Below are 26137 nucleotides of genomic sequence, written 5' to 3' on the forward strand. Positions count from 1 at the left end.
ATGGACGCTTCATTGCGTTCGCGCTGGCGTGCGCTGCATCGCGGTGCCGGTGCGCTGTTCGGTGTGGTGCTGTTCGTCGTGCTGTTCAGCGGCACCTGGAGTCTCGCGACCGATTCGATGCAGGGCTGGTGGCGGCCGCCGCCGGTCGCCGTCGCACGGCCGTCACTGCCGCTCGATGAACTCGTCGCACGCGCGGCGGCGCTCGGCGTGCCGTTGCGCGATGCGCGCATCGTGCTGCCGCAACCGGACGATCCGGCAATCCGTTTCTGCGACGCGCGCCAGGCGTGCACGCTGGCGCTCGACCCGGCGACGGGCGAGCGGCTTGCCGACGGCGGGCGCGCGGCGTTGCTCGTCACGCTGCACAAGACGCTGTTCGCCGGCTTTCCCGGGCGGATCTTCGTCAGCCTGTGGGGGATCGTGCTGCTCGTGCTCATTGTCGCGGGGTTGATCGTGCATCACCGGCGCTGGCCCGACGCGGCGCGTATCCGGCGCGGCAAGGGGGTGCGCGCCGCGCTGTTCGACCTGCACGCGTGGATCGGCCTGTGGGGCTCGCCGTGGCTCGTGCTGTTCGCGTTCACCGGCGCGTTGTCGGGGCTCGGCGCGCTCGGCACGGTGTCGCTCGCGGGTGTCGCGTATCCGGGGCAGCCGCAGCGCGCATTTGCCGAACTGCTCGGCGGGCCGCCACCTGCCGCAGCCGGCGGCGCGTGGCAACGCGCGCCCGATCTCGATGCGCTGCTGCGGCGCGATGCGGCACGCATGCCGGATTTCCGGTCCGAAGCGGTCGTGCTGCATGGCTGGGGCGATGCGCACGCGCGCGTCGAGATTGCCGGCACGACGGCCGGCCTGCCGAGTACGGCGGTGTTCGAGCGTCACCTGTATCGCGCGGTGGACGGGCAATGGCTCGCGGATGCCACGTCGCGCGGCCGAGGCTTCTGGCTGCGCACCTTCATCGCGGTGCAGCCGCTGCACTTCGCGCAATACGGCTGGGTGGGTGCGATGGGCGGCGTGCTGCGCGTCGTGCATTTCCTGATGGGACTCGCCGCGTGCGCGCTGTGCGCGACGGGGCTGCATCTGTGGATCGAGCGGCGGCGTGCGCAGCACGATCGCTCCGCGAACGTGCTGGCCGCGGTTGCCGTCGGCACCTGCGGCGGGCTCGTGCTCGCGGGTGGCGTGCTGCTGCTCGCCGGGCGTGCGTTGCCCGATGGCGTGCACGTCGACCATGTGCTCGCAACGTTGTTCTGGGCCGTGTGGGGCGGCGCAGTCGCGCTTGCTGCCTGCGTGGCCGATCGCGCGGCCTGGCTGCGCAGGCTGATGCGTGCGGCCGGCACCGCGTACGGGCTGGCCGGCGCGGTGCATTGCGCGATCGCGCTGCTCGGCGCGGGCGAGCCTGTGTACTGGCCGATCGACGTGGCACTCGTCGCATTCGGCGTATTGCTGCTGCGTGCCGCGCGCCGTCCGCGCCGCGATGCGATGCGGCCGGCGCGTGTGCCGGCCGGTGCCGAACCTTCTTAATTTCATGCAACTGGAGACTTCGATGCGCGATCTGCTCGAACATCGCCGCCTGGTCATCACGATCACGCTGCTTTACCTGTCACAGGGAATCCCGATCGGCATTGCGATGGACGCGATGCCGACCCTGCTGCGCCACGACGGCGCGCCGCTTCACGCACTGGCGTTCCTGCCGCTGGTCGGCTTGCCGTGGGTCGTGAAATTCCTGTGGGCGCCCGTCGTCGACAACCGCTGGTCGCCGCGCATCGGCCGGAGGCGCAGCTGGATGCTGCCGATGCAGATGCTCGTCGTGCTGTGCCTCGGCAGCCTCGCGCAGATCGGCATGACGGTCGCGACGGCCGGGTGGGCGGTCGGCCTGCTGGCCGTCGCGTCGCTCGCGAGCGCGACGCAGGACATCGCGAACGACGGGATGGCCGCCGAGCACTTCAGCGGCGACACGCTGGCGAAGATCAACGCGATCCAGATCGCGGGTGTGATGATCGGCTTCTTCGGCGGCGGCGCCGGCACGTTGATGCTGATCGGCCTGTTCGGCCAGCGCGCCGCGTTTCTCGCGCTGGCCGCCGTGCCGCTCGCGAGCCTCGCGTGCGTGCTGTGGGTGCTGCCGCGCGATGCGGATCGCGCACGCGTGCAGGCCGAACACAACGCGAGCCTCGTGCGCTTCGCAAAGCGGCCGCGTTCGTGGTCGCTGCTGTCGCTCGCGCTGCTGTCGGCGATGACGGCCGTATCGGGCTTCGGCCTGTCGAAGCTGTTTCTCAACGACGCGGGCTGGACACTCGACGCGATCGGGAAACTCGGGATGGCCGGCGGCATCGTGACGGTCGTGCTCGGTTGCGGCGGCGGCGCGTGGCTCGTCAGGCGGCTCGGGTTGTGGCGTGCGTTTACGGCCGGCGTGAGCTGTGCGGGCGCCGCCGCGCTGCTGTGGTTCGCGCAGGCGAGCGGGTGGCTGCCGGTGTCGCCGTCGTGGGCATGGCTGTGCACGGTACTCGGGTCGCTGGCGACCGGGATCACGTCGGTATCGATCATGACGGCCGGCATGCGCTTCGCGGGCGGCAGCGACCAGGCCGGCACCGACGTGACGGCCGTGCAGAGCACGCGCGATCTCGGCGAGCTGATCGCGTCGTCGACGATCCTGTCGCTCACCGCGAAGGCGGGGTACACGGGCGGGTTTCTGGCCGGTGCGGCGCTGGCGGTGTGTGCCGCGTTGATCGCGATGCGGCTGCGGCGGCGGGAAGCGGCGCAGCGCGGGGGGGCCGGCGACGTGCTTGCATAGCGGCGCGTGAGCGCTGAATGGCGGGCCGCGGCGTCGCGCATCGACTCGGCTGGCCGCGTCCGCCGACGGGCCGGCAGCGGCCGGGTGCGGGGGTAAACATGTTCTTTGCGTGGGTTTTCCGGCTTGATATAAGGGAGCGTTGCCGCGATCGTGAGAATCGCGCCCCGCTTCCGGGCCGGATGCGGGCAGCCACCGGAGTCCCGCGCCGATGTTGCAGAACCTCTATTCCCCGTACCTCGATTACGATTCGCTGAGTCGCGATCTGGCCGTGCCGCCCGCGAATCCGTCGGTGCCGGACTTCCCGTCCACGGTGATCCGACAGATCGGCAACGGGCATCACTATCGCGTCGAATATGCGAACGCGTATGCGGACGGCCAGACCGAATTTCACGCGCAATCGCCGGCTTTCTGGATGACCTCCGTCGACGTCAGTTTCGCGGGCGTGGTGCGGCGGCGCACGCGCGGACAGAACACGTTGCGCATCCGCATCGGTCGTAGCGGGGCGGCGTCGTATGCGGTGGGCGGGCGCGAGATCAGCCTCGACGGCCCGTCGATGGTGCTGGTCGCCGAGCCCGATGGCATGCCGGCGGGCGACGTGACCGAGCGCGGACATCATCAGGTGACGAGCATTTGCCTGCACCGCAATGCGCTCAGCGCGCTCTATGCCGGCGCGGAAGAGGCGCTACCGGTGCCGTTGCGACATTTCGTCGAAGGCACGCTGACGGAATCGTTCGTGCATGCAGGGCCGATTTCAGCGGCGCTGTTCGAGTGCATGCGGGACATCGGCGACTGTTCGCTCGACGGCCGCAGCCGGTCGATCTATCTGCACGGGCGCAGCCTCGAGATCGTGGCGCGCGCAATCGATTCGGTATCCGATGCCTCGCGCCACGCCGACGACGAAGCCGGCCACGGCGAAGTGAGCCGCATGACGCGGCGTGCGGTGTCGAAAGCACAGATGGTATTGCAGGAGCATTTTGCGGCACCGCCTTCGCTCGATGTGCTGTCGCGGCAGGTCGGATTGAGCCGCAGCAGCCTGTGCGCGGGATTTCGCACGCTGCTCGGCAAGAGCGTGCACGAATACGCGCACGAGCTGCGCATGCAGCAGGCGCTGCGACTCCTGCGCGAGCCGGGCGTGCCGGTCACCGACGTCGCGTATGCAGTGGGCTACAACCATCCGAGCAGCTTCTCCGTCGCCATCCAGAAACGCTTCGGCATGTCGCCGCGCGAGTTGCGTGCGCGCGGCGGGGCGGTGATGGCCGACCGCGTGTCGACCATCGATTGAGCGGCGGTGCGCGTGCGTCAGGCGACGTACGCGCGCATGCGCAGCATGCGGCCGACCACCTGCACCACGAAGTCCGGCGATTCGTACGGGAAATTGTGCCCGTCGCCCGCCGGCGCGTGGATCAGCTCGCTTCGCGACGACGTCGACACATAGCGGGCGCGCGACGCGGTCATCAGCGCGAGATAGCGCTCGAAGCCGGCTTCGTCCACGCCCATGCGGCGATATAGCTTGTGTTGCTCGGTGGCCTGCTCGGGCCGCATCTCCGACGCGTCGCGCGGGGTGACGACGAATACCGGCAGGTCGCCGAGTTCGCCGTCGTGAACCAGCGTGTCGAAGCCGGCGAGCGGGCTGCGCGCGACACCCAGTTCGGCGAGGCTGGACGCGGCGCTGAAGCCGGCACGCGCATGCATCTCGATGCGCGTGGCGCCCAGCGCCAGCGCCTCGGCGAGCCGGCTCTCGACGAGCTCGAGCAATCGCTTGACGGCGGGCTGACGGCGGCCCAGCACGTCGACGAGATCGATATGGATACCGAACAGATGCAGCAGGCCGCTCAGGTTGCCGGCCACCGTCATGGCGGTGGGGCGCAGGCACGGCGGTGCGTAGTTGAAGAAGTCGGGATGGGTTGCGTCGAGCAGCACGAGGCCGCAGGCGAGATGCGGATGGCGGCGCACGAGGTTGGCGACGAGCAGGCCGCCGAACGAATGCCCGACGAACACGAACGGCCCGCGTTCGCCAGCGCGGTGCAACGCTTCGGCCACTTCCTCCGCTTCGCGCGCGGTCGAGCGCGGATACGGGCCGGCGTCGCTCCAGCCGCTGCCGGGCCGGTCGATCAGGATCGAGCGCGTCGTGTCGCGCAATGCCAGATGCAGGTGATGCAGGACGAGGCCGCCCATGTGCGCGCCCGACATCCAGACGACCGGCGGCAGGTCGTTCGCGCGGCCTTCCGCGAGGACGTGGATGCGATGGCCGCCGACGTCCACGAGCTGGCCCGGCGGCGGGCAGGTCTTGCGCAAGCGGGCCAGGTACGCGAGGTGATGGAGCGCGCCGGCCGCGAGCGCGATGCCGGTGGCGAGCAGGATGCCGCCCGGCACGGGCAGGCCGGTGCAGGCGAGCCCGGCGCCCGCGACGCCGATCGCGAACGCGATGGGCAGGCCCGCCCAGTCGCGGCTCAGGAAGGCCGGAAGCCATTTGAACATTGGAATTCCCCGATTCCGCCAGTACATGAAGAAACGGCGACGCGTCATGGCGAGCCGTCCGATGGACTTCACACCATACCCGACGCATTGGCGGCGCGCTTTCGCCGTCCGCCGGGGAATTGTCGCGTGCCTCCGCGCTTTCGCGCATCTCGGTGCCGCGTGCATGCGACGCGGGCGACCGGTGGTGGCGGCGCGCGTCGGGCACGCGAGCGACAGTCGCACGCAAAAGCATTCCGGCCGCTGGCAAAAGGATGCAGGGTGGAACGCCGTTACATTGGCGACATGCGTGCCGGCCGCGCTTGCTGTCGCGGCGCCCGGCGACGCCCATCCTCTTACCATGGAATCCGGCTATGCAAATCCTGAGGCACCAGCTAGACGACCTGCTTGCGAACGCCGTGGCCGGCCCGGCCACGGCCGGCTATGTCGCCGGCGTCTGGCACCGCGGCGAACAGATCGAACTGGCGCGCGGCATCGCGAACCTGAACACGGGCGCGGAGATGACCGTCGATACGCGCTTGCAGATCGGTTCGGTAACCAAAGTGATGACGGCGCACCTGCTGATGCGTTACGTCGAGGCGGGGCGTATCGGCCTCGACGATCCGGTCGTCGCGCATCTGCCGTCGTTTACGCTGGCCGATCCGGCCCACGCGCAACGCCTGAGCGTGCGCCATTTGCTCAATCACACGAACGGCATCGATGCCGACAGCTTCAGCCCGATGACCGAAGCCGGCACGGGCGCGACCCGCGATTTCGTCGAGCGGCTGGCCGGTTTCGGGACGCTGTTCGAACCGGGTGAGACGATCCACTATTCGAACGCCGGCTTCGTGGTTGCCGCGCGGCTGATCGAAGTGCTGTCCGGCAAGCCGTACAACCAGGTGCTCGAAGAAACGCTGTTTCGTCCGTGCGGAATGATCGAGTCGTGCACGTCGGCCGAGCAGGCGATCCTGCATCGTCATGCGGTGGGCGTGTTCGCGAACGCGGCGAGCGGCGAGCTGCAGGCCACGCGTGCGTATCTGTTGCCGCCGTCGCTGGCGGGCGCCGGGTCGACCCCGATTTCGACGGTGCGCGACATGCTCGCGTACGGGCGCATGCATCTGGCCGGCGGCTCGATCGACGGCGCGCGGATCCTCGCGCCGGAGACGGTCGCGGCCATGCAGGCCGTGACCTTCGATGCGGGGCGCCCGTGCGTGCCGCCGATCTGCGTCGGCTGGTGGAAGGTGCCGGTGAGCGGCGTGACCGTGTACTGGCATGGCGGTACGACGTATGGCACGACGTCGAGCTTCGCGGTCTGCCCCGAACTCGATCTCGTGGTATTTACCGCCGGCACGGGCCCGGGCGCCAACGCGTTGCACGACCAGGTGCTGCTCGCGACGCTCGCGCACCTCGGGCACGAGGCCGTCATGCCGTTCGAGCGCGGGGCGTCGAGCCGGCCGCTGTCCCGTTATGCCGGTGGCTATCGGCACTATCCGATGCGCCTCGCATCGGTGGCGGGCAACGAGCGGCTGTCGGTCGAAGCGTACTGGACCGAGATGGACGCCGATAGCCGGCGGGCCATGTTGTGGCCGAGCGGCGGCGTGGAAACGGGCGACGGCGAAACCCGCTATGCATTCGACGGCGGCTCGACCTACGTCCTCGAACTGGCGCCGCTGGCCGAAGATCTGTTCGCGCCGCCAGGCACCTCCGATGCGCAGCTGTGCGGCATCAATGGGCGGCTGTCGCTCGTGTCCTTCCGCGGCGATGGCGACCGGCCTCACGGCGTGCATACACGCCTGCGCTATCTGCGCCGAGAGGGCTGACGCACCCTCGGGCGGACACCGTTCCACTGCGACGCGTGCACGCCACCTGATCCAGTGAAACGAAATTGTTTCGTCATGCAAATTGTATCGACGGTTAGCCGGCAGGTGCCGGCGCGACCGCGAAATCCGCGTGCCCGTCCGGGCGCGTGTTGTCGACCGATATTTCAAACCCGAGCAGGAGTGACCATGCGTATCTTCGTTGCGGCGCTTGCGCACGAGACCAATAGCTTTTCCCCGATTCCTACCAGCCTGCACTCGTTCGAGGAACGCACGCTGTACCGTCCGGCCGGCGGTGTGCCCGACGGGCAGGCGGACGAACTCGTCGGCTACGGCACGTTCGTGCGCGAGGCGCGCGCACGCGGCCACGAGGTGAGCGCATCGATCTTCGCGTTCGCCGAACCGGGCGCGCCCTGTTCGAAGCAGGACTATGAAACGCTGCGCGACGAGATCCTGGACGGGCTGCGCGCCGCGCAGCCGGTCGACATCGTGCTGTATCTGTTGCACGGCGCGCAGATGGCGCAGGGGTACGACGATTGCGAGGGCGATCTGCTGGCGAAGACGCGCGCGCTCGTCGGCCCCGACGTCGTGATCGGTGTCGAGCTGGACCTGCATGCCAACGTCACGCGTGCGATGCTCGATCATGGCGACATCCTGCTGGCGTGCAAGCACTATCCGCACATCGACTTCGACGAACGGGCGGTCGACCTGATCGATCTTGCCGAACGCACCGCGCGCGGCGAGATCCGGCCGACGATGCACTTCGAACGCGTACCGATGCTCGGCATGTTCTTCACGACCGAACCGCGCATGGCGCAACTCAACCAGGACGCGATGGATCGGGAGGGGCGCGACGGGATCCTGTCGGTGTCGCTGATCCACGGATTCCCGTGGTCCGACTTTCCCGATACCGGCGCCGGGGTGCTGGTGGTGAGCGACGGCAATCCCGGTGCGGCCCGCACGCATGCGCGCGAACTGGCGCGCGGCTTCGTGGCCGTGCGCGACGAGACGCATGCGCTGCGCCTGCCGATCGCACGCATTCTCGACGAGATCGAAGCGACGCCGCCCGACGCGTCGGGCCTACCGTTCGTGATTGCCGACACGGCCGACAACCCGGGCGGCGGCGCCGGCTCCGATTCCACCTTCATCCTTGAGGCGGTCCTCGAGCGCGGGCTGCGCGAGGTGGCGATCGGCATGATGTGGGATCCCGTCGCGGCGGTGTTCGCGCGCGATGCCGGCGTGGGCGCGACGATCGAGCTGCGCCTCGGCGGCAAGAGCGGCCCGCGCGCGGGCCGCCCGCTCGACGTGGTCGCGCGGGTCGTGGCGGTCGAAGAGGGGCTGGCGCAGCACGACGAGACGTTCAAGTTTCCGGGGCCCGGCCTGGGCCTGTCCGCGGTGCTGGACGTCGACGGCGTACTCGTGGTGGTCAACTCCGTCCGGCAGCAGACCTACAGCCCGAGCTGCTTTTTCGATCTCGGCGTCGACCTCCGGCGTTGCCGGGCCGTCGTGGTGAAGTCGACGCAGCATTTCCAGGCGCTGTTCGGCCCGCTGGCGCGCGCCATCTACTACTGCGACACGCCGGGTTCGCTGAGTCTCGATTTCAGGGTCGACGATTACGCACGCCTGACGCGCCCGATGTGGCCGTTCGACGAAATCGCGGTCTGATCCGGCCCGTTCCATCGGGCAGTCGCGCGGACGCCGGCTGAACGATGCCGGCCGTCCGCGAAAGTTTCGCCGCCGTCGAGCGGCTATCGTCTGCAGGCTGGCTTTTGCGGCCGGCCGCCAATGAGCCCGGCGTCGGCCGGGCAGGCAGCATCGTCAGCGCAGGAGGCGCAGCGTGCGTAATGAAATCACCGGAGGATCGCCGTCGTTGTCACGCGCGTGGTTCGCGCTGGCCGTGCTCGCGCTGGCCGCGATACTCGGTATCACCGACCGTCAGATGCTGACGCTCGCCGTCGAGCCGCTCAAGCGTGACCTCCAGCTCAGCGACACCAGCCTGGGCGCGATCGTCGGCTTCGGCCCCATCCTGTTCGGGGCGTTGGCGTCGCCGCTGCTCGGCTGGCTGACGGACCGGGTCGACCGGCGCTGGCTGCTCGTCGCCTGCGTGCTCGTGTGGAGCGCGGGCACGGCGCTCTGCGGCCTCGTCACGCAAGGCTGGATGCTGTTCCTCTGCACGCTGACGCTCGCGGTGGGCGAGGCGGGGCTCGGGCCGGTCGTCTACAGCATGCTGCCGGACCTGTTTCCGCCGGCGCTGCGCACGGCGGCGAACACGATCTTCTTCGCGGTCGCGCTGTTCGGCGCGGGGCTCGGGATCGCGGGCGCCGGCGCGATCTTCAGCGTGGCCGCGCCGTTCGCGCACGCGCTGTCGATCGAACCCTGGCGGCTCGCGTTCCTGCTCGTCGCGATCCCGGGGCCGGTCGTCGCGGGCTTGTTCGCGCTGGTCGGGCATCCGCCGCGCGGCGGCACGGCCGACCTGCACGAACGTGCGCAGGAGACGCTTGCGCATTACTGGCGGCGCTCGGGCGCGATGCTGGCGTGCCTGATCGTCGGCTATGCGATGGCGGCCTTCTACGTGGGGGCAATCCTGGGCTGGGCGCCGGTGTCGCTGATCCGCGACTTTCACGTCGACGTCGCCCGCTCTGGGTTGTACAGCGGCATCGCGGTGGGCGGCGGTTCGGCGCTCGGCTTGCTGGCGAGCGTGGTGGCCGTGCGATGCCTGCGCGCGCGCTGGGGCCGGCTGCTGCCGGTCGCGATCGGCTGCGCGATGGCGCTGCTGGCCGCGTTGCTGCTGCTGATGCTGTCGTTCGCGACGAGCGCGGCGATGCTGCTCGCCTGCATGATCGGCATCATCGCCGCCTATATCGCCGGCGCGGCACTGACGCCAACCTTGTTGCAGGACATCGCGCCGCCGCATTTGCGCGGGCGGGTCGTCGGCACGTCGTCGCTCGTCACCTACGCATTTCAGGCGATGTCCGTGCCTTCCGTCGGCGCGATATCCGATGCCCTCGACGGCACGCCGTACGCGCTGCTCAAGGGGATCGTCTGGCTCGGCGTGCCGGCCGCCGTCTTCAGCGTGATCCTGCTGGGTCTCGTGTTGCGTACCTTCCGCACGCGCTTCGAACCGCACTGCGAAATCGGCGCGCAGGCGCTTTAACGCCGCCGTACGCCTTTCTCCCGCCGCTGCCGCGCCTTCCGTGCGAACTCACGCACGGAAGGCGCGTGTCGTTTTCCTGCTCCCGCATCCCGTTCGATTGCCGCGTGGTCCGGCGGCGCGTCGCCCGCGCCCGCGGCTTCGTTGCGCGTGTTTTTCGGCGCGTCGGCAGCCGAGGACGGTAGCCAATGTTTTTCGGCGTTTCGCAAAAGCAGCGGCCGATTTGGCTGCTTACCTTGGAGTCATTCGGGCGGGCGGTCCGCATGCGGGACCGCATCGGAAGACCGACAGGTCCGCTCACATTCAGACAGACAAGAGGAGTCGCAGATGGCAAGCAAGAAGGGCGGGGTCGCAGCGGAGTCGACGATCTTCAGGCGGACGCTGGTTGCCGTGACCGTGATGCGGATGTTTCTCGCCGCATCGGATGCGTGCGCACAGACCGAGCCCGCACAGCCAGGTGCCGGTACGTTGCCGCCCGCCGCCGCCACCACGGAGCGCGCGGCGCCCGGTACGGATCGCGACGGCAATGCCAGCGCCAAAGGTCGCGCCGGCGGTGCGGCGATCACGCTCAATTCCGTCGAGGTGACGGCCAACCGGCGTCGCGAGCCGGCGCGCGAGGTGCCGATGAAGGTCGACACGCTGTCGAGCGATGCGCTGCAGAAGTCGGGCGCCACGAAGCTGAGCGACTACCTGTCGACGCAGCCGGGCGTCGGTTTCAACAGCGGCGGCGGTCCGGGCCAGGGCACGATCTCGATGCGCGGCGTGACGGCCGGCAAGGACGTCGGGCCGACCGTGGGCGTGTATGTCGACGATACGCCGCTCGGCTCGAACACCGTGTCGGGTGGCGGGGCCGCGCTGGCCCTGGACATGGGCCTGCTCGACCTGAATCACATCGAGATCCTGTTCGGGCCGCAGGGGACGTTGTATGGCGCGGGCGCGATGGGCGGCCTGCTGAAATACGTGACCAACCAGCCGGATACCGAGAGCTTTTTCGGCAGCGTCGGGACGATGTTTTCGTCGACCTGGCACGGCGGCCTCAACAACACGACCAACGTCGTGCTGAACGTGCCGCTGAAATCCGACGTCGCCGCCATGCGCATCGCCGCCTTCAACAACCACGACGGCGGTTACGTCGATGCGACGGGCGCGGCCGCCGGCACGCGCATCAACCGGAGCGACACCACGGGCGTGCGTGCGTCGCTGCTCGTCACGCCGACCCGCAAGCTCACGTTCCGCTTCACGGCCACGCTTCAGAACATCAACAGCAACGGCCAGAACTACGTCGACTACGGGATGAACGGCCGGCCCGCGTATGGCGCGCTGACCAAATTGCAGGATTCGCAGGAACCGTATCACCAGAGCAATCAGTTCTACACAGCGAATGCCGAATACGATTTCGGCTGGGCGCGCCTCAATGCGATTTCCGCGTACCAGTCGCTGCGCACGTCCACGACGCTCGATTTCACGCCGTTCTATGCGCCGATTCTCGCGGCGGGCGGACTCGACGTCAGCACCGTCACGCCCAGTTCCACCGTCGGCACCAACAAGGTGACGCAGGAGCTGCGGCTGACATCGCCCGGCAACCGCACGCTGGAGTGGGTCGCCGGCCTCTACTACGACCACGAGCACAGCAACACGTTGCAGGTGTATCGCGCGACGGCCGGCGGCCGCTCGCTCGGCGACCTGGAGCGGCTCGGCTATTCGGGCAGTTACCAGGAGTTAGCGGCCTACGGCGACGTCACCTACAACCCCACGTCGCGCATCGCGCTGACGGCCGGCATGCGGATCGCGCACAACAGCCAGGACTACCGGCAGGAGACGTCCGGCCTGCTCGTGCCGACGCCGTTGTCCGCGCCGGGCGCGTCGTCGGATACGAGCAAGACGTACATGTTCACGGCCAGCTACAAGCTCACGCCGACCAGCAACGTCTACGCGCGCGTCGCGAGCGGCTATCGCCCGGGCGGCCCCAACAGCATGGCGGTCAGCGCGGTGACGGGGCAACTGATCGCCGGCAATCCCACCTACAAGCCCGACACGCTGTGGAACTACGAGATCGGCTACAAGGCGGATCTGTTCGACAACCGCGTCTCGGTCGCGCTGTCGGCTTACGACATCGAATGGCACGACATCCAGCAATACGGTGCGGTGGACGGCGTCGCGCAGCTCGTCAACGCGGGCAACGCGCGGATCAAGGGCCTCGAGGCATCGGGCGTGGTGCGGCCGACGTCGGCGCTGTCGTTCAATGCGTCGCTCGCCGCGATCGACGCGTACCTGACGGAAGGGGCGCCGAGCGTCGGTGCGCGCACGGGCGACCGGCTGCCGAACACCGCGAAGTTCGCGGCGTCGCTGGGGGCGAGCTGGCGTTTCCCGCTCGGCCCATGGTCGGCCACGGCCAGTGCCGCCGAGCGCTTCGTGGGCGAGCGTCATGCGAGTTTCGCGGGCGCCACGGGCTCGCCCGATTTCATCCTGCCCGCCTATGCCGTGACGGATCTCCAGTTGGGCGTGGACCTGCGGTACGCGAGCCTGTCGTTCTTCGTCAGGAACCTGTTCAACCGCGAAGGGCTGCTGTCTGCCAATACGAGCTATGTGCCGCTGGGCGGCAACGTCTGGGCGTCGGTGATCCAGCCACGCACGATCGGTGTGCAACTGAGCGCGCCGTTCTGACGCGCGGACGATTCGAGGAGCTTCCATGTTTGCCCATTCCGCCCCGGCCCGCAGGCTTGCCGGCCAACCGCGCCCGTTCCGGCAGACCAGCCGCCATCCCGTGCGCCGCTACGGCGGTATCGCGGCCGTCCTGCTGCTGCATGCGGCGCTGATCTACGCGCTGCTGAACGGTCTCGCCAATCGCGTGACGGAGATCGTCCAGCATCCGGTCGACGTGCGAATCATCGAGCCGGTCAAGCCGCCGCCGCCCCCTCCGCCACCGCCGAAGCCGATCGTGAAGGCGTTGCCGTCGAAGGTTGCGCCGCCGGCGCGGATGTTCGTGCCGCCGCCGGAGGTGCCGGTTCAGGGGTCGTCGCAGGCGACGCTCGCGCACACGACTGCACCCGTAGTCTCCGCGCCGGCACCGGCCGCACCCGCGGCACCCGCTGCGCCGAGCCACGAAGTGGGCGTCGTATGCCCGAATTCGGATCAGGTGCGCGCGTCGCTGCGCTATCCGCGTGAAGCGCTGGAAAACAACATCGTCGGCAACGTGCTGGTGGAGTTCATCGTCGATGCCGATGGCCGCGTGTCGGGCGAGCGCGTCGCGCAGTCCGCCGACCCGATCCTCGATCGGGCCGCGCTCGCGGCGGTGAGGCGATTCAGTTGTATTTCGCAGGGGCAGGCGGTGCGCGTGCAGGTGCCGTTCTCGTTCAACCTGAACTGAGCGGTGCGCCGCCAGAAAGCCGGCAGCCAGGATGCCGGATGCCTAATCAGATCGATCAATGGAGCAGACATGACGAAGCAACTTATCGCCGCTTTCGCGGCCAGCATGATGATTGCCGGCGGTACGGCAGGGGTCCTCGTCGCGCCGCAGGACGCGCGAGCCGAGACGAGCACGGTGGCCGCACCGGTCGCGAGCGCAGTCGCCGTCACGCCGGCAGCGCCGGCCGTCGCCGGCCCCGCACCGCAGGCGGCGCCTGCCGCGGCGAACGCCGCCACCAATCCCTACGGACTCGATGCGTTGTGGCGCGGCGGCGACTTCGTCGCGCGTTTCGTGCTGATCCTGCTGGTCGTGATGTCGATGGGGAGCTGGTACATCATGGTGACCAAGTTCTTCGAGCAGTATCGCGCGAACCGACGCGCGAAACGGGCGGACGCGCAGCTCTGGGCCGCACCGTCACTCGCGGAAGGCGTGCAGCAGCTCGACCCGGCGTCGCCGTTCCGCTTCATTGCCGAGACGGCGATCGAGGCCGGCGAGCATCACGACGAGGTGCTGCTCGAAGCCGTCGATCGCAATACGTGGATCGACACGTCGGTCGAGCGAGCGGTGACCAACGTGTCGAACCGCCTGCAGGATGGTCTCGCGTTTCTCGGCACGGTGGGGTCGACCGCGCCGTTCGTGGGCCTGTTCGGCACGGTGTGGGGCATCTACCATGCGCTGACCGCGATCGGCGTCGCAGGCCAGGCGTCGATCGACAAGGTCGCGGGGCCGGTGGGGGAGGCGCTCATCATGACGGCGATCGGCCTGGCGGTGGCCGTACCCGCGGTGCTCGGCTACAACTTCCTGGTGCGTCGTAACAAGGCGGTGATGGAGCGGGTGCGCGCATTCGGCGCGCAGCTTCACGTCGTGGTGCTGGCCAGCGGCAAACGGCCCGAGCGCAACGGCGCGCGCGTGCCGTCGCTGGTCGACTGAGCGGGGGCGGCCATGGGCATCAGTGTCCGTCAGGACGATGACGACGAGGTCATCGCACAGATCAACACGACGCCGCTCGTCGACGTGATGTTGGTATTGCTCATCATTTTTCTGATCACGATTCCGGTGGTGACGCACACGATTCCGGTGGACCTGCCGAAGGAGACCGTACAGCCGTTGCAGAGCAAGCCCGCGAGTATCGAAATCGCGGTCGATCGGCGCGGCGCATTCTTCTGGAATGCGGTGCCGGTCGATGCGCCGACGTTGCTCGCGCGCCTGAAGGGCGTGGCGGGGCAATCGCCGCAGCCGGACGTGCATGTGCGCGGCGACGAAAGCACACGTTATGAATTCGTCGGGCGTGTGATCGTGGCGTGCGAACGGGCGGGCATCGAGAAGGTGTCGTTCATCACGGAGCCGCCTGCGCGCGGCAGCTAGGAGACAGTCATGGGCATGAACGTTTCGTCGGGCACCGAGCCGGACGTGATGGTGGACATCAACACGACGCCGCTGATCGACGTGATGCTGGTCCTGCTGATCATGTTGATCATCACCATTCCGATCCAGATGCATGCGGTCAAGATGAATCTGCCGGTTGGCGACGCGCCGCCGGCCGCGAAGCCGGAGATCGTGCAGATCGATGTGGCCGCCGACGGTGCGGCGTCGTGGAACGGCGTGCGCCTGCCCGATCGCGCGGCGCTCGAAGCGAAGCTCGCGCAGGTCGCGGCCGAACCGGTGCAGGCCGAGATCCGGCTCCGGCCGGACCGGCAGGCGCCGTATCGCGACGTCGCCGCCGTGCTGGCGTCCGCGCAGCGCGTGGGGGCAACGAAGATCGGGCTGATGGGTAACGAGCAATACATGCAGTAGGCGCGACGTGCGATCGAGGCGGCGTGCGCGTGAGGACCGATGCGATCGCTTTGGCGGCGGGAGAGACGTTCGCGAAGGCAGGTGCTCGCGGCGCACGCCTTTCTCGTCCGCCACGCGGTGTTTCGTGCAACCGAGGTGCTCGAGAACGGATACGGCTGGAGGCGAGGTCGCGACTGCGTCTGTTTCGCGCTGGAGCAAGTCCGGCGAAATCGATTGCGAGTCCAGCGAACGGGAGCGTGCAGCAGAACACTGCGGAAGGGATGGCGCGTGGCCGGCCTGTACTTTACGGGCTGGAGCGCATCATTTGGTGCCGACGGCGAGACTCGAACTCGCACAGCTTTCGCCACTACCCCCTCAAGATAGCGTGTCTACCAATTTCACCACGTCGGCACTGCAAGGGGCGCAATTCTAGCGCGACGTTACGCGTTTGTGAAGGGGGTGTGACACGATCGTCGGATGCGCGCAGGCGATCCCGGTAGAATTCGGGCGATCGACCCGACGATCGTCGCAACCGCAACCCGTTTTCTTCGCGTGACAGACACCCTCGAACAACTGCAGGCCGGGCAACTCGCCGGCGCACGGCAACTCAAGCTCGCGTGCGGGTTGACGGAATTCCCGCGCGCGATCTTCGATCTTGCCGATACGCTCGAAGTGCTCGATTTGACCGGCAATGCGCTGTCCGCGCTGCCGGACGACCTGCCGCGGCTGCACCGCCTGCGCATCCTGTTCGCGTCCGGTAACCGCTTCACCGCGTTCCCCGGCGTGCTGGGCGCGTGCGAGCAGCTCGACATGATCGGCTTCAAGGCGAACCGGATTCAAACGGTGCCGCGCGGATCGCTGCCGCGCGCGCTGCGCTGGCTGATCCTCACCGACAACGCGCTCGACGCATTGCCGGCCGACATCGGCGATTGCTCGCGGCTGCAGAAGCTGATGCTCGCGGGCAACCGGTTGCGTGCGCTGCCCTCGGAAATGGCCGCTTGCCGCGCGCTCGAACTGGTGCGGCTGTCGGCGAACCGGCTGGACGAACTGCCCGACTGGCTGCTGCGCCTGCCGCGCCTCGCGTGGCTTGCCACCGCAGGCAACCCGTTCGGCGCCGCACCGGAAGCGGCGGCGTCGGCCGGGCCCGAGGTCGCGGACGTCGACTGGGCGTCGCTGGCGTGCGAGCAGAAGCTGGGCGAGGGCGCGTCGGGCGTCATTTACCGTGCGCAGTGGCGCCCGGATGGGCATCCGCCACGGACGGTCGCGGTCAAGCTGTTCAAGGGTGCGGTAACGAGCGACGGCCTGCCCGATTGCGAAATGGCCGCGTGCCTGCACGCCGGCCGCCACCCGAACATGATCCCGGTGATCGGCAAGGTGAGCGGGCATCCCGACGGCACGCACGGCCTCGTGATGGAGCGGGTCGATCCCGCGCTCACGAACCTCGCCGGGCCGCCGAGCTTCGCGTCCTGCACGCGCGACGTGTATGCGGCCGACGCGAGATTCGAGCCGGCGGCAGCGATGCGGATCGTGCATGGCATCGCGTCGGTGGCGGGCCATCTGCACGCACGCGGCATCATGCATGGCGACCTGTACGCGCACAACATCCTGCACGACGGCGAAGGCGGCGCGCTGCTCGGGGATTTCGGCGCAGCGTCGCTCTACGATGCGAACGATCGCACGCGCGGCGCAGGGTTCGAACGGCTCGAGGTGCGGGCGTTCGGCTATCTGCTCGGCGAGTTGCTCGCGCGATGCGAGCCGCGCACGTGGGCCGGCAGGACGGCGCTCGATGCGCTCGCGGTAGCCTGCCTGGACGAAGACGTCGAGGCGCGGCCGTCGTTCGGCGAGATCGCGGCCGAGCTGGCCGCGCACGCGCGCTGACGGGAGCGCGGCGCCTTACGCCTGCCGCGCAGTCAGCAGCTTGATTCCGAGCCCGACGAACAGCAGCCCGCTGGCACGCTTGAGCGCACGCACCGCGCGGCTCATGCCGAAGCCGCGATGGAACCGGCGCACGCCGGCCGAATAGACGCTGTGAACGACCACGACGGTGCACGCGATCGTCGCGTACATCACGACGAACTGCAGCGCGAGCGGGCGGTCGTGCACGATGAACTGCGGCATGAACGCCGACAGGAAGATCATCGTCTTCGGATTGCTGCCCGAGACGAACAGCGCTTCGCGGAACAGTTTCCTGCGGTCGGGCATGGCGATCTCCGCCGCACCGGTCGAAGCGCCGGCCTTGCGGTCGCCGCGCAGTTGCCGGATCCCCAGGAACATCAGGTACGCGGCGCCGATCACCTTCATCGCGACGAACAGCGACGGCATCGCGGCCAGCATCGCGCCGACGCCGAGCGCGACGAGCAGCACGACCACGCCTTGCGCGACGAGGTTGCCCGCGATCGTCGCGGCCGTGCCGTGCGTGCCGTAGCGCACCGTGTTGCGGATGACGAGCAGCACGTTCGGCCCCGGCGACAGCGTCGTGGCGAGATAGGCTGCGGCGAACAGCATCCAGGTCTGAAGGGACATGCGGCGCTCCGAGAGGCGGTTCCGGCGGTCGGGATGAAACGATGATGCCACGCCAATAATTGACGCAGGCTTCCGCCGGAACCGTGCCGTCGCAGCGTGTCAGCTTGCGTCGCGCATGCAGTACGCAGGGATCGACGGTGGCGTATCGATCGCGGCGGGCCGAGTCATCCACGCGATCCACCCGGCCCACATCCCGCAGACGATCATCACGGCGACGTTCAGCGGCGTCCGGTAGCGGACGATCAGGTCGGCCAGCGGCAGGCGGTGTTTCATGTGCGTCTCCTTCGATCGGGGGCGGGTGGCGTTACTGGCCGGCGTAGGTCGGCGCCTTCGCGTCGCAGGTCACGGACACCGTCGAGCCGTCCGCGAAATGCAGCCGGAACGGCACCTTCGCGCCGGGCGCGACGGCCTGGCGCGGTTGCTCCAGCATCACGTGATAGCTCTTCGGCTTGAAGGACACCGTGCCGTGCGCGGGGACTTCGACGGTGTCGACGTGAACCATCTTTGCGGTGCTGCCGTTCGTCTGCGTCTCATGCAGCATCGCCATCCCGTACGCAGGCGTGTCGAGGCCCGTCAGCGTGACGGGGGCGTCGCCGTCGTTCTTCAGCGTGAAGTAGCCGGACGACGGCACGGTCGCCGGCATCGCGCGGATCCAGCAGTTTTCTGCCTGCACGGCCGGCGCGGCGAACGTGGCGGGGGCTTGCAGTGCCAGCAGTGCGAACAGCAGGGCGGACGGAATCGAGCGTTTCATGGTTGGTTCTCCTTATGGATGGATGCAGCGGATGCAGCGGGTAGGGGCAGCGACGCGACCGGCGCGGCACGCCGATGCGCATCGCGAACCTCATTTCAGCGTGAACGCGTAGTGGCCTTGCGTGCGATGGCCGTCACTGGCTACCGCGATCCATGCGACCGTATACGTGCCGGCCGTCAGGCTGGTCAGCGCGACCTGCATGCGCTTCCGGTTGCCGGCATCGACGGACGATTTGCCGTCGACGACCGACTGCCCGTGGCTGTCGGTGACGGCGATCGAGCTGAAAGCGGGCTCGAGCGCTTCGCTGAACCCGATCGTGACCGCGTGCGGCGCGGTCGACAGCGTGGCGTTGGCGGCCGGTTCCTGGGTTTTCGGGAGCGCGTGGGCCTGGGCGGCCTGGATGGCGACGAAGCCGAGTGCGGCGAGTGCGCCGCGAACGAACGTGGTGGTTTTCATGGTCGAGTGTGCGAGTGGCGAATCGGATTGAGCAACACGGATTCGACGGACGGATGCACACGCACCATCTCGGCAGCACCGATGGCGGCCGATGCCGGCGCGAGCATGTACGGCTTGACGTTCGCCCGCGGGCGAATGTCGGCGCGATACGCCGGACCGGAAGCAGCCAGCCGCACGCACGGCACGGCGCCGCGCGCAACACGGTGAGACATGATCGTCCTTCGAAACGTGACACGTCACGCACGCCGGCGGCGTGCGCGAGCCACGTGATGCGCAACGGCATCACGGGCGTTGACGACGAATCAGGACGCGAACGGAGGGGCGCGCGGTTGCGCGGCCGTGAGCGGCAGCGCGCGGCGCAGGCTTTCGAAGCGGGTCGCTTCGCGGTGCTGAATGACGTGCACGTTGGCCGCGAACGTCAGTTCGGGCGCGGGCAGTGCGGGTGTGTGAGCAAGGAGGCTGCAATAGCCGCATGCCTGGAGGTGGGCCTGCAGGCTTTTCGGCGACGCATCGGCGGAGCGGTCGCCGGTGGCCGGCGCGGCCGTGCAGTAGCCGGCCAGCAGCGTCTCGACGCGCTGTTGCGTCGTCAGTGCCTGCGAGATCGTCGGCGCGAGCGCCGTCATCAGGATGGCGAGCATCCCGATCAGACTGCCGATCTTCCGGAGGCGACGACTCAGCATGCGATGCGCGGCGACGTTTGGACGACGATGGAGCGGATTATGCCACGCACGTCGATGCGCATGTCGGCATGGACGTGCGGCGTGGCGGCGCGCTATGCATGCTTCGCCAGGTATTTCGTGATCAACGTCATCTGTGCGGCCCAGCCGTGATCGTTCATCTCGCGCGCCTTCGCGCGGCGCGTTTCGATCAACTGATCGAAGCCCGTTTCGGTGACGGTGAGCAGCGTGCCGCCGCCCTGTGCGGCGAGCGCGAACGTGACGAGCGTCATCGGCTCGGACGTGTAATCAAAATTCGGATCGATCGCGAACGGATGCCAGCGAAACGAGAGCAGTTGCTTCGGCTCGACGCGATCGACGACGATTTCGAACACCGTGCCGGCATAGGGCTCTTGTGCCTTGGCGACATCATCGTCGACGCGTGTCGGCGTGATGCGACCGAACAGCGGCTGGCCGGCCGTGAACGGCCCGTCGAACGTGACGCCGAACCACTGGCCGAATTCGCCGGAATTGCTGACGGCTTCCCACACGCGGTCGGGCGATGCGTTGAGCAGCGCCTGCTTTTCGATGCGATCGGTTTGCTGGGTCATGACGTTCTCCACACAGGATCAACCTTGGCAGGACGGCACGCGCGAGCGCGCGCCGCGTCTAGTCGAGCATGACCGCGTCGGGCACGTCGAGCACGAGGTCCGACGTCGCGACGGCCACGCACGGCAGCGTATAGCCGTCGGCTTTTTCCTCGCGGCTCAGCCCCGGCCATTCGATCGTGTAGCGTACGCTGCCGCTGACGATCCGGCAAAGGCAGCTTCGGCACGTGCCGTTGCGGCACGAACGCGGCAGCGACACGCGCGCGAACGCGGCGGCTTCGAGCAGCGTCAGCGAATCGGGCGCATCGAAGGTCGCGCCGAGCGGCTCGATGCGCACGAGGGGAGGGTGTTCCGGATCGGTCATGGCGGAGGCAGAGGCGGGCGGCGGTTCGGCGGCAACGCGCCAAGCATACCCGAACGGGCTCGCGGCCGGCGCCGGCCGGCCGCTGGCGTCAATGGCGGCGCAGGTGCCGGTACACGGTATTGCGGGCGAGACCGAGCTCGCGCGCGGCCGCCGACACGTTGCCGCCATGCCGCGCAAGCGCGGCATCGATCACCGCGGCCTGATGGCTTTGCAGCGTCGCTCCTTCGCGCGCGCGGGCCGATGCGGGCGGCGTTGCGGTGGCAGGTGCGGCCGGTGCCGCCGGTGCGTCCTCGCAGTCGAGCCAGAAATCGTCGGGCAAATGGGCGAGCGTGATTTCGGCTTCGTCTTCGGCCAGCATGCCGGCCGTGCGCAGCACGTTGGTCATCTGGCGCAGGTTGCCGGGCCAGCGGTGGCGCGTGAACGCGTCGAGCACGTCGGCCGCAATGCGGCGCGGCATCGGTTCGCTGCGCGCGAGCCGCGCGAGAATCCGCTCGATGAGCGCGGGCAGGTCGGTGCGGGCGGCAAGCGCCGGCAGCGTGACCGCGAGCCCGTTGATCCGGTAGAACAGGTCTTCGCGGAACGTGCCTTCCGCGATCATCGCGCGCAGGTCGCGATGGGTCGCGCAGACCACGCGCACGTCGACCGGCACGGCACGCGCGCCGCCGAGCGGCATCACCGCGCGTTCCTGCAGTACGCGCATCAGCCTGACCTGCTGTGCGAGCGGCATGTCGCCGATTTCGTCGAGAAACAGCGTGCCGCCGTCGGCCTGCACGATCTTGCCGGGGCTGCCGCGCTTGCGCGCGCCCGTGAACGCGCCGTCCTCGTAGCCGAACAGCTCGGCCTCGATCAGCGAATCCGGCAGCGCCGCGCAGTTGACCGCGACGAACGGGCCGTCCGCGCGCGGCGATGCCTGGTGCAGTGCACGGGCGAGCCATTCCTTGCCGGTGCCGGTCTGGCCGAGGATCAGCAGTGGCAGGTCGCGCCCGCGGATCTTCGCGACGCGTTCGAGCACGGCGGCCATGCGTGCGTCGCCGGTGTCGAGCGTCGCGAACGTGATCGCGTCGGGATCCGGCGTGCGCACGCGTGCGGCCGGTGCGGGCGGCGTGACGGCGACGGTGGTCTTGTGCGCGTCCGCGAATTCGCAGCGCGCCAGCACGCGTACGCCGGTCGACAGCGTGAGGCGGAACAGCGCGCCGGGGGCGCGTGCCGCCTGCTGCGCGAGCTGGCCGAAGCGCATGCCGAACAGTGCGTCGCTGGCCTGATGCTGCAGTGCGTCGAACGACGCGCCGAGCTGGAATTGCGCGCTGCGGTTCGCGGCGAGCAGCCCGCCGTCGGGCCCGAATGCGACGAGCCCGGCGAACAGCGAATCGACACATTCCTCGTGCGCGTGAAAGCGCAGCCGCAAGGCTTCCGCGCACTGGTTCGCGAACAGGTGGTTCTCGATCAGTTGCGCGGACATCCGCACGAGCGCGAGCGTATGCGGGCTCGAGCCGCGCGGATCGCCGCTGACGTCGAGCGTGCCGAGCGTGCGGCCGAACGGATCGAAGATCGGCGCGCACGAGCAGGTGAGGATATGGTTGGCGTGCAGGAAGTGTTCGTCGCCGTGCACGGCGACGGCCTGGCCCGATGCGAGCGCGGTGCCGATCGCGTTGGTGCCGCGCGCGCCTTCCGCCCACGAGACGCCCGTACACAGCGCGACGCGGTTGGCTTTCTCGATGAAGTCCGCGTCGCCGATGCTGTGCAGGATCACGCCGTCGGCGTCGGTCAGCAGCACGAGGCTTTGCGTGTCGGCGATTTGCGCGTGGAGGTTTTCCATCACCGGTCGCGCATGCGAGAACAGCGCGTGATTCGTGTCGAGCAGTTCGCGCAGCGCGATGCGCGACAGCGGCGAGAAATCGGGGCGTTCGTGCGCGCGCAGGCCGACCGCGGTCGAACGCGCATGCGCCTGCGCGAGCAGGTCGGTGCGACCCGCGGTGGCGGGCAGCACGAAGGGTTGCGGCATGACTTGTCTCCTGTCGGTCCCAGTTAGCGCTTTAGCGCTTACTGGGACCCCATGCTTCGCGGTCGGTCCCGGTTAGCGCTTTAGCGCTTACTCAGGTCCCATGCTTCGCGGTCGGCCCCGGTTAGCGCTTTCGCACTTACTCGAGCCCCATGCTTCGCGGTCGACCCCAGTTGGCACTTCAACGCTCACCCAGGCCTCATGCTCTTCGAAATTGGCCGATTCGGCACACGCACCCTCACCGAAATCCTCCACAGATTCCCGCCTCCGCGTGCGGCGCACCATCGGTGTGCGAACGGCAACCATCCGGGTACGCATCATCATACAAGCGCCGCGTACGATGTGCGACCGCGAACAAAATCCCCTTGCTTTTAAACGGCCGCCTGCAATGATGGAAAGGGAGCACGCACGCGCCGTGTTCCGCATTGCAACATGCATGCGACGCGACATGCATCCGTTCGGGAGAGGCATCATGGTTCGGACGGAACTGAGAGTCGTGCTGGCGGCCATCGCCACCTTCATCATGCTGGGCGGCATCGCCGTGGCGATCCACGGGCTGCTGTTCGATCTGACCGATGCGGTGCGATACGGGGCGGCTGCGATTGCGCTGGGCGCCACGACCGCTGCCATTGCGCTCAACGTCTGGCCGACCGATCCTCACTGACGCCGGTTTCCGAAACGGTGCCGGATGCCGCGCTGATCTGAGGAAATGCGCGTCGGAACGACGCATGCCGGAAAATTTGTCTCCTGCGCGAAACCGTCTAAAGTGGAAATCAACCGGCATGCATTGTCCGCGCCTATCCCCGCGGGCCGTGCCTCCGTCGGCGAGCCCGCGTACAATTCGTCCGGCCGGTAGCGGACGACGGACGCGGTCATTCGTTTTCTACCGGTCGAGGCGGCTCCCATGCAGATCCATTTCACGAACGAGAAGCCCGAGTATTCGGGGCGCGACCTGATGCTTGCGTTCACGGCGTTGGTCAATGGCGAGCGCGTCCAATGTCAGATCACCGCCGAGGCGCTGGAAGATCACTTCGGCGCGGCGTCGCCGCGTTTCGAGGACATGGTCGGTGCATTCGACCAGCACCGCGACCGTATCGAGGCGGCTGCACGACGCCTGCTGTCGGAGACGCGCGCGCAATGCGTGACGCTGCGCAGCGGCTACGTACGCTTCTACGAGGCCAACTGGCGCGGATGACACGACGCTCGTCTTGCGGCGCGCGTCGCTAAACGCGGCGCACACGAAGACGTTGCCTTTCACGCAATGCCGTTCGGCGGGGCCGGGCGGCATTTTCGTATGCGGGCCGCACCGGATTGCTGCTGCACCGGGGCGGCTGCTAGTGTGCCGACACGAACCGGCATCTCGATTCGTCAGGATCGCAGAGAAAATCATTCGAATACCAACACAATAAAAAGAGGGCACCGCACGTGGATACTCGTTCGGGATGGGGGAAGGCGCGCCACCTGCTGGCAGGCGCATGGTTGCTCGCAGTCGGCATGTCGATGGCCGACGGGGCGGTTCGATCGGATGACGACGCGATCGGTCAGCTCGCGCCAGGTGAGGTCAACGTCGTCGCGGGCGACATCACGACGGGCGGCATCGTCGTGGCGCCGGGCCGCGTTGCGACGCCGTGTCATCGGCTCGCAGGCCGGCCGGCATTCGACATCGCATCGGCCGATGGCCGCCGTCATCCCGCGCGTCTCGTCGCGGGCAACCAGGATCGGGACATCTGCATCGTCGAAGCGACGGATCTCGACGTCGCCGCCGTGCCGTTGACGGCGCGAAGTCCGGAATCGGCCACGACCGCCTATCTGGCGGGCGCGCGATTCGGCCGTCGCGATCCCGTTGCGCTGCGCGCGTGCTGCCATGCATGGGCGGCGGACGACGGCATACATTCCGGTGTGCTCGCGTCGCCGAATCCGGCGGCGCCGCACCTGCCCGAACCAGGGGCCGGCGTCTACGACGAGCAGGGCAATCTGATCGGCATGGTGGGCACCCGCGCGGACAATGCCGCGTCGCTCTATATGGTGCTGCCGGTCGAGTGGATTGCGACCGTGGCGGCGCGGATGCCGGCCGTCGACCTGCCGCTCGAAGCGACCGCATGGATGAGCCAGGCGCGCGCGTACGCGGTCGCGAACGACGTCGACGGGTTGATTCGCCATGACCTTGCGTGGACGGTCGCGCGTCCGCGCAGCGCCTGGGCATGGAACAACCTCGGCAATGCCTATCGCACGAGCCGGCTGCCCGATCGCGGCGCGCTCAGCCTGGCCGCCTATCGCCGTTCGGTCGAAAACGATCCGTCATACGCATTCGGCTGGGCCTCGCTCGGTAACACGTATGCCGAGCTGGGGCAGATGGATCGCGCGCTCGACGCGTTCAATGCCGGCATGCGTGCCGATCCGTCGGACGCGATGCTGCCGATGAATCTCGGCATCGCGTATTTGCGGCGTGGCGACAAGGCCGATGCGCGACCGTTGTTCGAACGGGGCGTACATGCGCTGTCCGGTTCGCGCCAGGCCGATGCGTGGACGCTGCTGGCCTCGACGCAGCCGGACGCCCAGGCCACCATCGGCGTGCTGAACGACGGGTTGAAGGCGTTTCCCGACGATGCGCGGCTTTGGTACGCGCTCGGCCGCGCGCAATACGATCTCGGCCACCTCGCGGACGCGATCGCCAGTTACCAGCACGCGCTGAAGGTGCAGAAGGCGGGCGATCCCGCCGCGACCGCGCTCATTCAGGGCGCGCTCACCCAGGCGTATGCGCTGCAAGGCCAGTCCGGCAACGCGTCCAGTGCGATGCACAGTGCGGTTGAAGCGGCGCCGGACAATGCCGAATACTGGTTGCGGCTCGGTGCGCTGTACATGACACAGTCGAACTATGTCGATGCGTTGAGCGCGCTCGACCGCGCCATCAAGCTGAACGACGGCGACGTGAGGGCATGGCGGATGCACGGCGTGACGCTGGCGCAACTGGGCCAGCATGCGCAGGCCGTTGCATCGTTCCGGCGCGCGGTTGCGCTGGACGATTCGCTGGCGGCAGGGTGGGTGGTGCTCGCGGGCGAACTGAACGTGATCGGCCAGCCCGACGAAGCGTCGGCCGCGGCTGCGCGTGCATTGAAGATCGATCCGTCGAACCGGTTGGCGCGGGAGGCGATGGGCATCGCGGCGATTCGCGGCCAGCGCTCCGATGCGGCAGTCGGGATCTTCGAGGAAATGAACCGCGCGTATCCCGATGACGCGCAAGTCATGGCGAACCTGGCGGTCGCTTATCGCCGCACCGGGCGGGTCGATGACGCGGTGCAGTTGTATCGCCGCGTCAAGATGGTCGATCCGACGCTGGCGCAGCGGCTGTACGACGACGAACTCAAGGGCGTCGCGACACCGTAATCCGCGCGGACAAGGC

25 protein-coding genes and 1 tRNA gene are annotated in these 26137 nt (G+C 68.4%); 15 read left to right on the top strand and 11 right to left on the bottom strand.

The features are described from left to right. The 3 genes from BDO18943_RS03840 (at position 1) to BDO18943_RS03850 (ending at position 4061) form a co-directional block, all read left to right on the top strand. Positions 1-1512 (top strand): PepSY-associated TM helix domain-containing protein, encoded by a 1512-nt coding sequence (locus BDO18943_RS03840; protein ID WP_175021292.1) that lies wholly within the window; start codon positions 1-3, stop codon positions 1510-1512. Positions 1513-1534: 22 nt separating this feature from the next. Next, the gene (locus BDO18943_RS03845; protein WP_175021293.1) at positions 1535-2779 is read left to right on the top strand and encodes a RhtX/FptX family siderophore transporter; all 1245 of its coding nucleotides are present in this window, start codon (positions 1535-1537) and stop codon (positions 2777-2779) included. Positions 2780-2987: 208 nt separating this feature from the next. Further along, the gene (locus BDO18943_RS03850) at positions 2988-4061 is read left to right on the top strand and encodes a helix-turn-helix transcriptional regulator (RefSeq protein ID WP_175021294.1); all 1074 of its coding nucleotides are present in this window, start codon (positions 2988-2990) and stop codon (positions 4059-4061) included. A 17-nt stretch (positions 4062-4078) separates the two neighbouring features. On the opposite strand, the gene BDO18943_RS03855 is transcribed toward BDO18943_RS03850, so the two are convergent. Then, positions 4079-5257: an alpha/beta fold hydrolase gene (locus tag BDO18943_RS03855; protein WP_175021295.1), complete on the bottom strand. Its 1179-nt coding sequence runs from the start codon at positions 5255-5257 to the stop codon at positions 4079-4081. A 350-nt stretch (positions 5258-5607) separates the two neighbouring features. Between BDO18943_RS03855 and BDO18943_RS03860 the strand changes: the two genes are divergently transcribed. The 8 genes from BDO18943_RS03860 (at position 5608) to BDO18943_RS03895 (ending at position 15401) form a co-directional block, all read left to right on the top strand. Then, positions 5608-7053 carry a serine hydrolase domain-containing protein gene (locus BDO18943_RS03860; RefSeq protein ID WP_175021296.1) on the top strand — a complete coding sequence of 482 codons (1446 nt, stop codon included), beginning with the start codon at positions 5608-5610 and terminating at the stop codon, positions 7051-7053. Positions 7054-7239: 186 nt separating this feature from the next. Then, positions 7240-8715: a M81 family metallopeptidase gene (locus BDO18943_RS03865; protein ID WP_175021297.1), complete on the top strand. Its 1476-nt coding sequence runs from the start codon at positions 7240-7242 to the stop codon at positions 8713-8715. Between the two features lie 172 nt (positions 8716-8887). Next, the gene (locus tag BDO18943_RS03870; protein WP_175021298.1) at positions 8888-10204 is read left to right on the top strand and encodes an MFS transporter; all 1317 of its coding nucleotides are present in this window, start codon (positions 8888-8890) and stop codon (positions 10202-10204) included. Between the two features lie 324 nt (positions 10205-10528). Further along, positions 10529-12865, top strand: a complete 2337-nt coding sequence (locus BDO18943_RS03875) for a TonB-dependent receptor (protein ID WP_175021299.1) — start codon at positions 10529-10531, stop codon at positions 12863-12865. Positions 12866-12890: 25 nt separating this feature from the next. Next, on the top strand, positions 12891-13568 hold the full coding sequence (locus BDO18943_RS03880; RefSeq protein ID WP_175021300.1) for an energy transducer TonB: 678 nt from the start codon (positions 12891-12893) through the stop codon (positions 13566-13568). 69 nt (positions 13569-13637) lie between these two features. Next, entirely contained in the window at positions 13638-14537 is a 900-nt protein-coding gene (locus BDO18943_RS03885; protein ID WP_175021301.1) for a MotA/TolQ/ExbB proton channel family protein, read from the top strand. 12 nt (positions 14538-14549) lie between these two features. Beyond that, positions 14550-14972, top strand: coding sequence for an ExbD/TolR family protein (locus tag BDO18943_RS03890; protein ID WP_122947760.1), 423 nt, complete (start codon positions 14550-14552; stop codon positions 14970-14972). 9 nt (positions 14973-14981) lie between these two features. Beyond that, a complete protein-coding gene (locus BDO18943_RS03895) occupies positions 14982-15401 on the top strand; it encodes an ExbD/TolR family protein (protein ID WP_175021302.1) in 420 nt (139 codons plus the stop codon). A 305-nt stretch (positions 15402-15706) separates the two neighbouring features. Here the strand turns inward: BDO18943_RS03895 and BDO18943_RS03900 are convergent. Next, positions 15707-15791: transfer RNA gene (locus tag BDO18943_RS03900), tRNA-Leu, on the bottom strand. Between the two features lie 141 nt (positions 15792-15932). Here BDO18943_RS03900 and BDO18943_RS03905 point away from each other — a divergent pair. Next, positions 15933-17258, top strand: coding sequence for a leucine-rich repeat-containing protein kinase family protein (locus BDO18943_RS03905; RefSeq protein ID WP_175021303.1), 1326 nt, complete (start codon positions 15933-15935; stop codon positions 17256-17258). A gap of 15 nt (positions 17259-17273) precedes the next feature. Here the strand turns inward: BDO18943_RS03905 and BDO18943_RS03910 are convergent, their stop codons facing one another. From BDO18943_RS03910 to BDO18943_RS03950, 9 genes are all read right to left on the bottom strand, one after another. Next, the gene (locus tag BDO18943_RS03910; protein WP_175021304.1) at positions 17274-17903 is read right to left on the bottom strand and encodes a LysE family translocator; all 630 of its coding nucleotides are present in this window, start codon (positions 17901-17903) and stop codon (positions 17274-17276) included. 99 nt (positions 17904-18002) lie between these two features. After that, on the bottom strand, positions 18003-18176 hold the full coding sequence (locus BDO18943_RS03915) for a hypothetical protein (RefSeq protein WP_175021305.1): 174 nt from the start codon (positions 18174-18176) through the stop codon (positions 18003-18005). Between the two features lie 31 nt (positions 18177-18207). Beyond that, positions 18208-18654 (bottom strand): copper chaperone PCu(A)C, encoded by a 447-nt coding sequence (locus BDO18943_RS03920; protein WP_175021306.1) that lies wholly within the window; start codon positions 18652-18654, stop codon positions 18208-18210. Positions 18655-18744: 90 nt separating this feature from the next. Continuing rightward, a complete protein-coding gene (gene copC, locus BDO18943_RS03925; RefSeq protein ID WP_175021307.1) occupies positions 18745-19110 on the bottom strand; it encodes a copper homeostasis periplasmic binding protein CopC in 366 nt (121 codons plus the stop codon). Further along, positions 19107-19322, bottom strand: coding sequence for a hypothetical protein (locus tag BDO18943_RS03930; protein WP_175021308.1), 216 nt, complete (start codon positions 19320-19322; stop codon positions 19107-19109). Before BDO18943_RS03930 ends, copC begins: the two co-directional genes overlap by 4 nt. 90 nt (positions 19323-19412) lie before the next feature. After that, the gene (locus tag BDO18943_RS03935; protein ID WP_175021309.1) at positions 19413-19790 is read right to left on the bottom strand and encodes a DUF2946 domain-containing protein; all 378 of its coding nucleotides are present in this window, start codon (positions 19788-19790) and stop codon (positions 19413-19415) included. Positions 19791-19882: 92 nt separating this feature from the next. Next, positions 19883-20377 carry an SRPBCC family protein gene (locus tag BDO18943_RS03940; RefSeq protein ID WP_175021310.1) on the bottom strand — a complete coding sequence of 165 codons (495 nt, stop codon included), beginning with the start codon at positions 20375-20377 and terminating at the stop codon, positions 19883-19885. 58 nt (positions 20378-20435) lie between these two features. Next, positions 20436-20738 (bottom strand): 2Fe-2S iron-sulfur cluster-binding protein, encoded by a 303-nt coding sequence (locus BDO18943_RS03945; protein WP_031398745.1) that lies wholly within the window; start codon positions 20736-20738, stop codon positions 20436-20438. An 88-nt stretch (positions 20739-20826) separates the two neighbouring features. Further along, complete coding sequence (locus BDO18943_RS03950) at positions 20827-22740, bottom strand: sigma-54-dependent Fis family transcriptional regulator (protein WP_175021311.1); 1914 nt, start codon at positions 22738-22740, stop codon at positions 20827-20829. 469 nt (positions 22741-23209) lie between these two features. On the opposite strand from BDO18943_RS03950, the gene BDO18943_RS03955 reads away from it, so the two are divergent. From BDO18943_RS03955 to BDO18943_RS03965, 3 genes are all read left to right on the top strand, one after another. Further along, positions 23210-23401 (top strand): DUF2964 family protein, encoded by a 192-nt coding sequence (locus tag BDO18943_RS03955; protein WP_043181379.1) that lies wholly within the window; start codon positions 23210-23212, stop codon positions 23399-23401. Between the two features lie 240 nt (positions 23402-23641). Further along, positions 23642-23932, top strand: a complete 291-nt coding sequence (locus BDO18943_RS03960; protein WP_039366385.1) for a DUF1488 family protein — start codon at positions 23642-23644, stop codon at positions 23930-23932. 230 nt (positions 23933-24162) lie between these two features. Continuing rightward, on the top strand, positions 24163-26121 hold the full coding sequence (locus BDO18943_RS03965; RefSeq protein WP_175021312.1) for a serine protease: 1959 nt from the start codon (positions 24163-24165) through the stop codon (positions 26119-26121). The last annotated feature ends 16 nt before the right edge of the window (positions 26122-26137 follow it).

It is taken from the genome of Burkholderia aenigmatica, assembly GCF_902499175.1.
GTDB lineage: Bacteria > Pseudomonadota > Gammaproteobacteria > Burkholderiales > Burkholderiaceae > Burkholderia > Burkholderia aenigmatica.

Bases quoted from the DNA above. Each gene is read 5' to 3' on its own strand.
- BDO18943_RS03955 (WP_043181379.1), top strand. From the start codon at position 23,210: ATGGTTCGGACGGAACTGAGAGTCGTGCTGGCGGCCATCGCCACCTTC.
- BDO18943_RS03945 (WP_031398745.1), bottom strand. From the start codon at position 20,738: ATGACCGATCCGGAACACCCTCCCCTCGTGCGCATCGAGCCGCTCGGC.
- BDO18943_RS03935 (WP_175021309.1), bottom strand. From the start codon at position 19,790: ATGCTGAGTCGTCGCCTCCGGAAGATCGGCAGTCTGATCGGGATGCTC.
- BDO18943_RS03895 (WP_175021302.1), top strand. From the start codon at position 14,982: ATGGGCATGAACGTTTCGTCGGGCACCGAGCCGGACGTGATGGTGGAC.
- BDO18943_RS03950 (WP_175021311.1), bottom strand. From the start codon at position 22,740: ATGCCGCAACCCTTCGTGCTGCCCGCCACCGCGGGTCGCACCGACCTG.
- BDO18943_RS03920 (WP_175021306.1), bottom strand. From the start codon at position 18,654: ATGAAACGCTCGATTCCGTCCGCCCTGCTGTTCGCACTGCTGGCACTG.
- BDO18943_RS03885 (WP_175021301.1), top strand. From the start codon at position 13,638: ATGACGAAGCAACTTATCGCCGCTTTCGCGGCCAGCATGATGATTGCC.
- BDO18943_RS03880 (WP_175021300.1), top strand. From the start codon at position 12,891: ATGTTTGCCCATTCCGCCCCGGCCCGCAGGCTTGCCGGCCAACCGCGC.
- BDO18943_RS03910 (WP_175021304.1), bottom strand. From the start codon at position 17,903: ATGTCCCTTCAGACCTGGATGCTGTTCGCCGCAGCCTATCTCGCCACG.
- BDO18943_RS03860 (WP_175021296.1), top strand. From the start codon at position 5,608: ATGCAAATCCTGAGGCACCAGCTAGACGACCTGCTTGCGAACGCCGTG.
- BDO18943_RS03875 (WP_175021299.1), top strand. From the start codon at position 10,529: ATGGCAAGCAAGAAGGGCGGGGTCGCAGCGGAGTCGACGATCTTCAGG.
- BDO18943_RS03865 (WP_175021297.1), top strand. From the start codon at position 7,240: ATGCGTATCTTCGTTGCGGCGCTTGCGCACGAGACCAATAGCTTTTCC.
- BDO18943_RS03850 (WP_175021294.1), top strand. From the start codon at position 2,988: ATGTTGCAGAACCTCTATTCCCCGTACCTCGATTACGATTCGCTGAGT.
- BDO18943_RS03940 (WP_175021310.1), bottom strand. From the start codon at position 20,377: ATGACCCAGCAAACCGATCGCATCGAAAAGCAGGCGCTGCTCAACGCA.
- BDO18943_RS03915 (WP_175021305.1), bottom strand. From the start codon at position 18,176: ATGAAACACCGCCTGCCGCTGGCCGACCTGATCGTCCGCTACCGGACG.
- copC (WP_175021307.1), bottom strand. From the start codon at position 19,110: ATGAAAACCACCACGTTCGTTCGCGGCGCACTCGCCGCACTCGGCTTC.
- BDO18943_RS03845 (WP_175021293.1), top strand. From the start codon at position 1,535: ATGCGCGATCTGCTCGAACATCGCCGCCTGGTCATCACGATCACGCTG.
- BDO18943_RS03840 (WP_175021292.1), top strand. From the start codon at position 1: ATGGACGCTTCATTGCGTTCGCGCTGGCGTGCGCTGCATCGCGGTGCC.
- BDO18943_RS03890 (WP_122947760.1), top strand. From the start codon at position 14,550: ATGGGCATCAGTGTCCGTCAGGACGATGACGACGAGGTCATCGCACAG.
- BDO18943_RS03960 (WP_039366385.1), top strand. From the start codon at position 23,642: ATGCAGATCCATTTCACGAACGAGAAGCCCGAGTATTCGGGGCGCGAC.
- BDO18943_RS03855 (WP_175021295.1), bottom strand. From the start codon at position 5,257: ATGTTCAAATGGCTTCCGGCCTTCCTGAGCCGCGACTGGGCGGGCCTG.
- BDO18943_RS03930 (WP_175021308.1), bottom strand. From the start codon at position 19,322: ATGTCTCACCGTGTTGCGCGCGGCGCCGTGCCGTGCGTGCGGCTGGCT.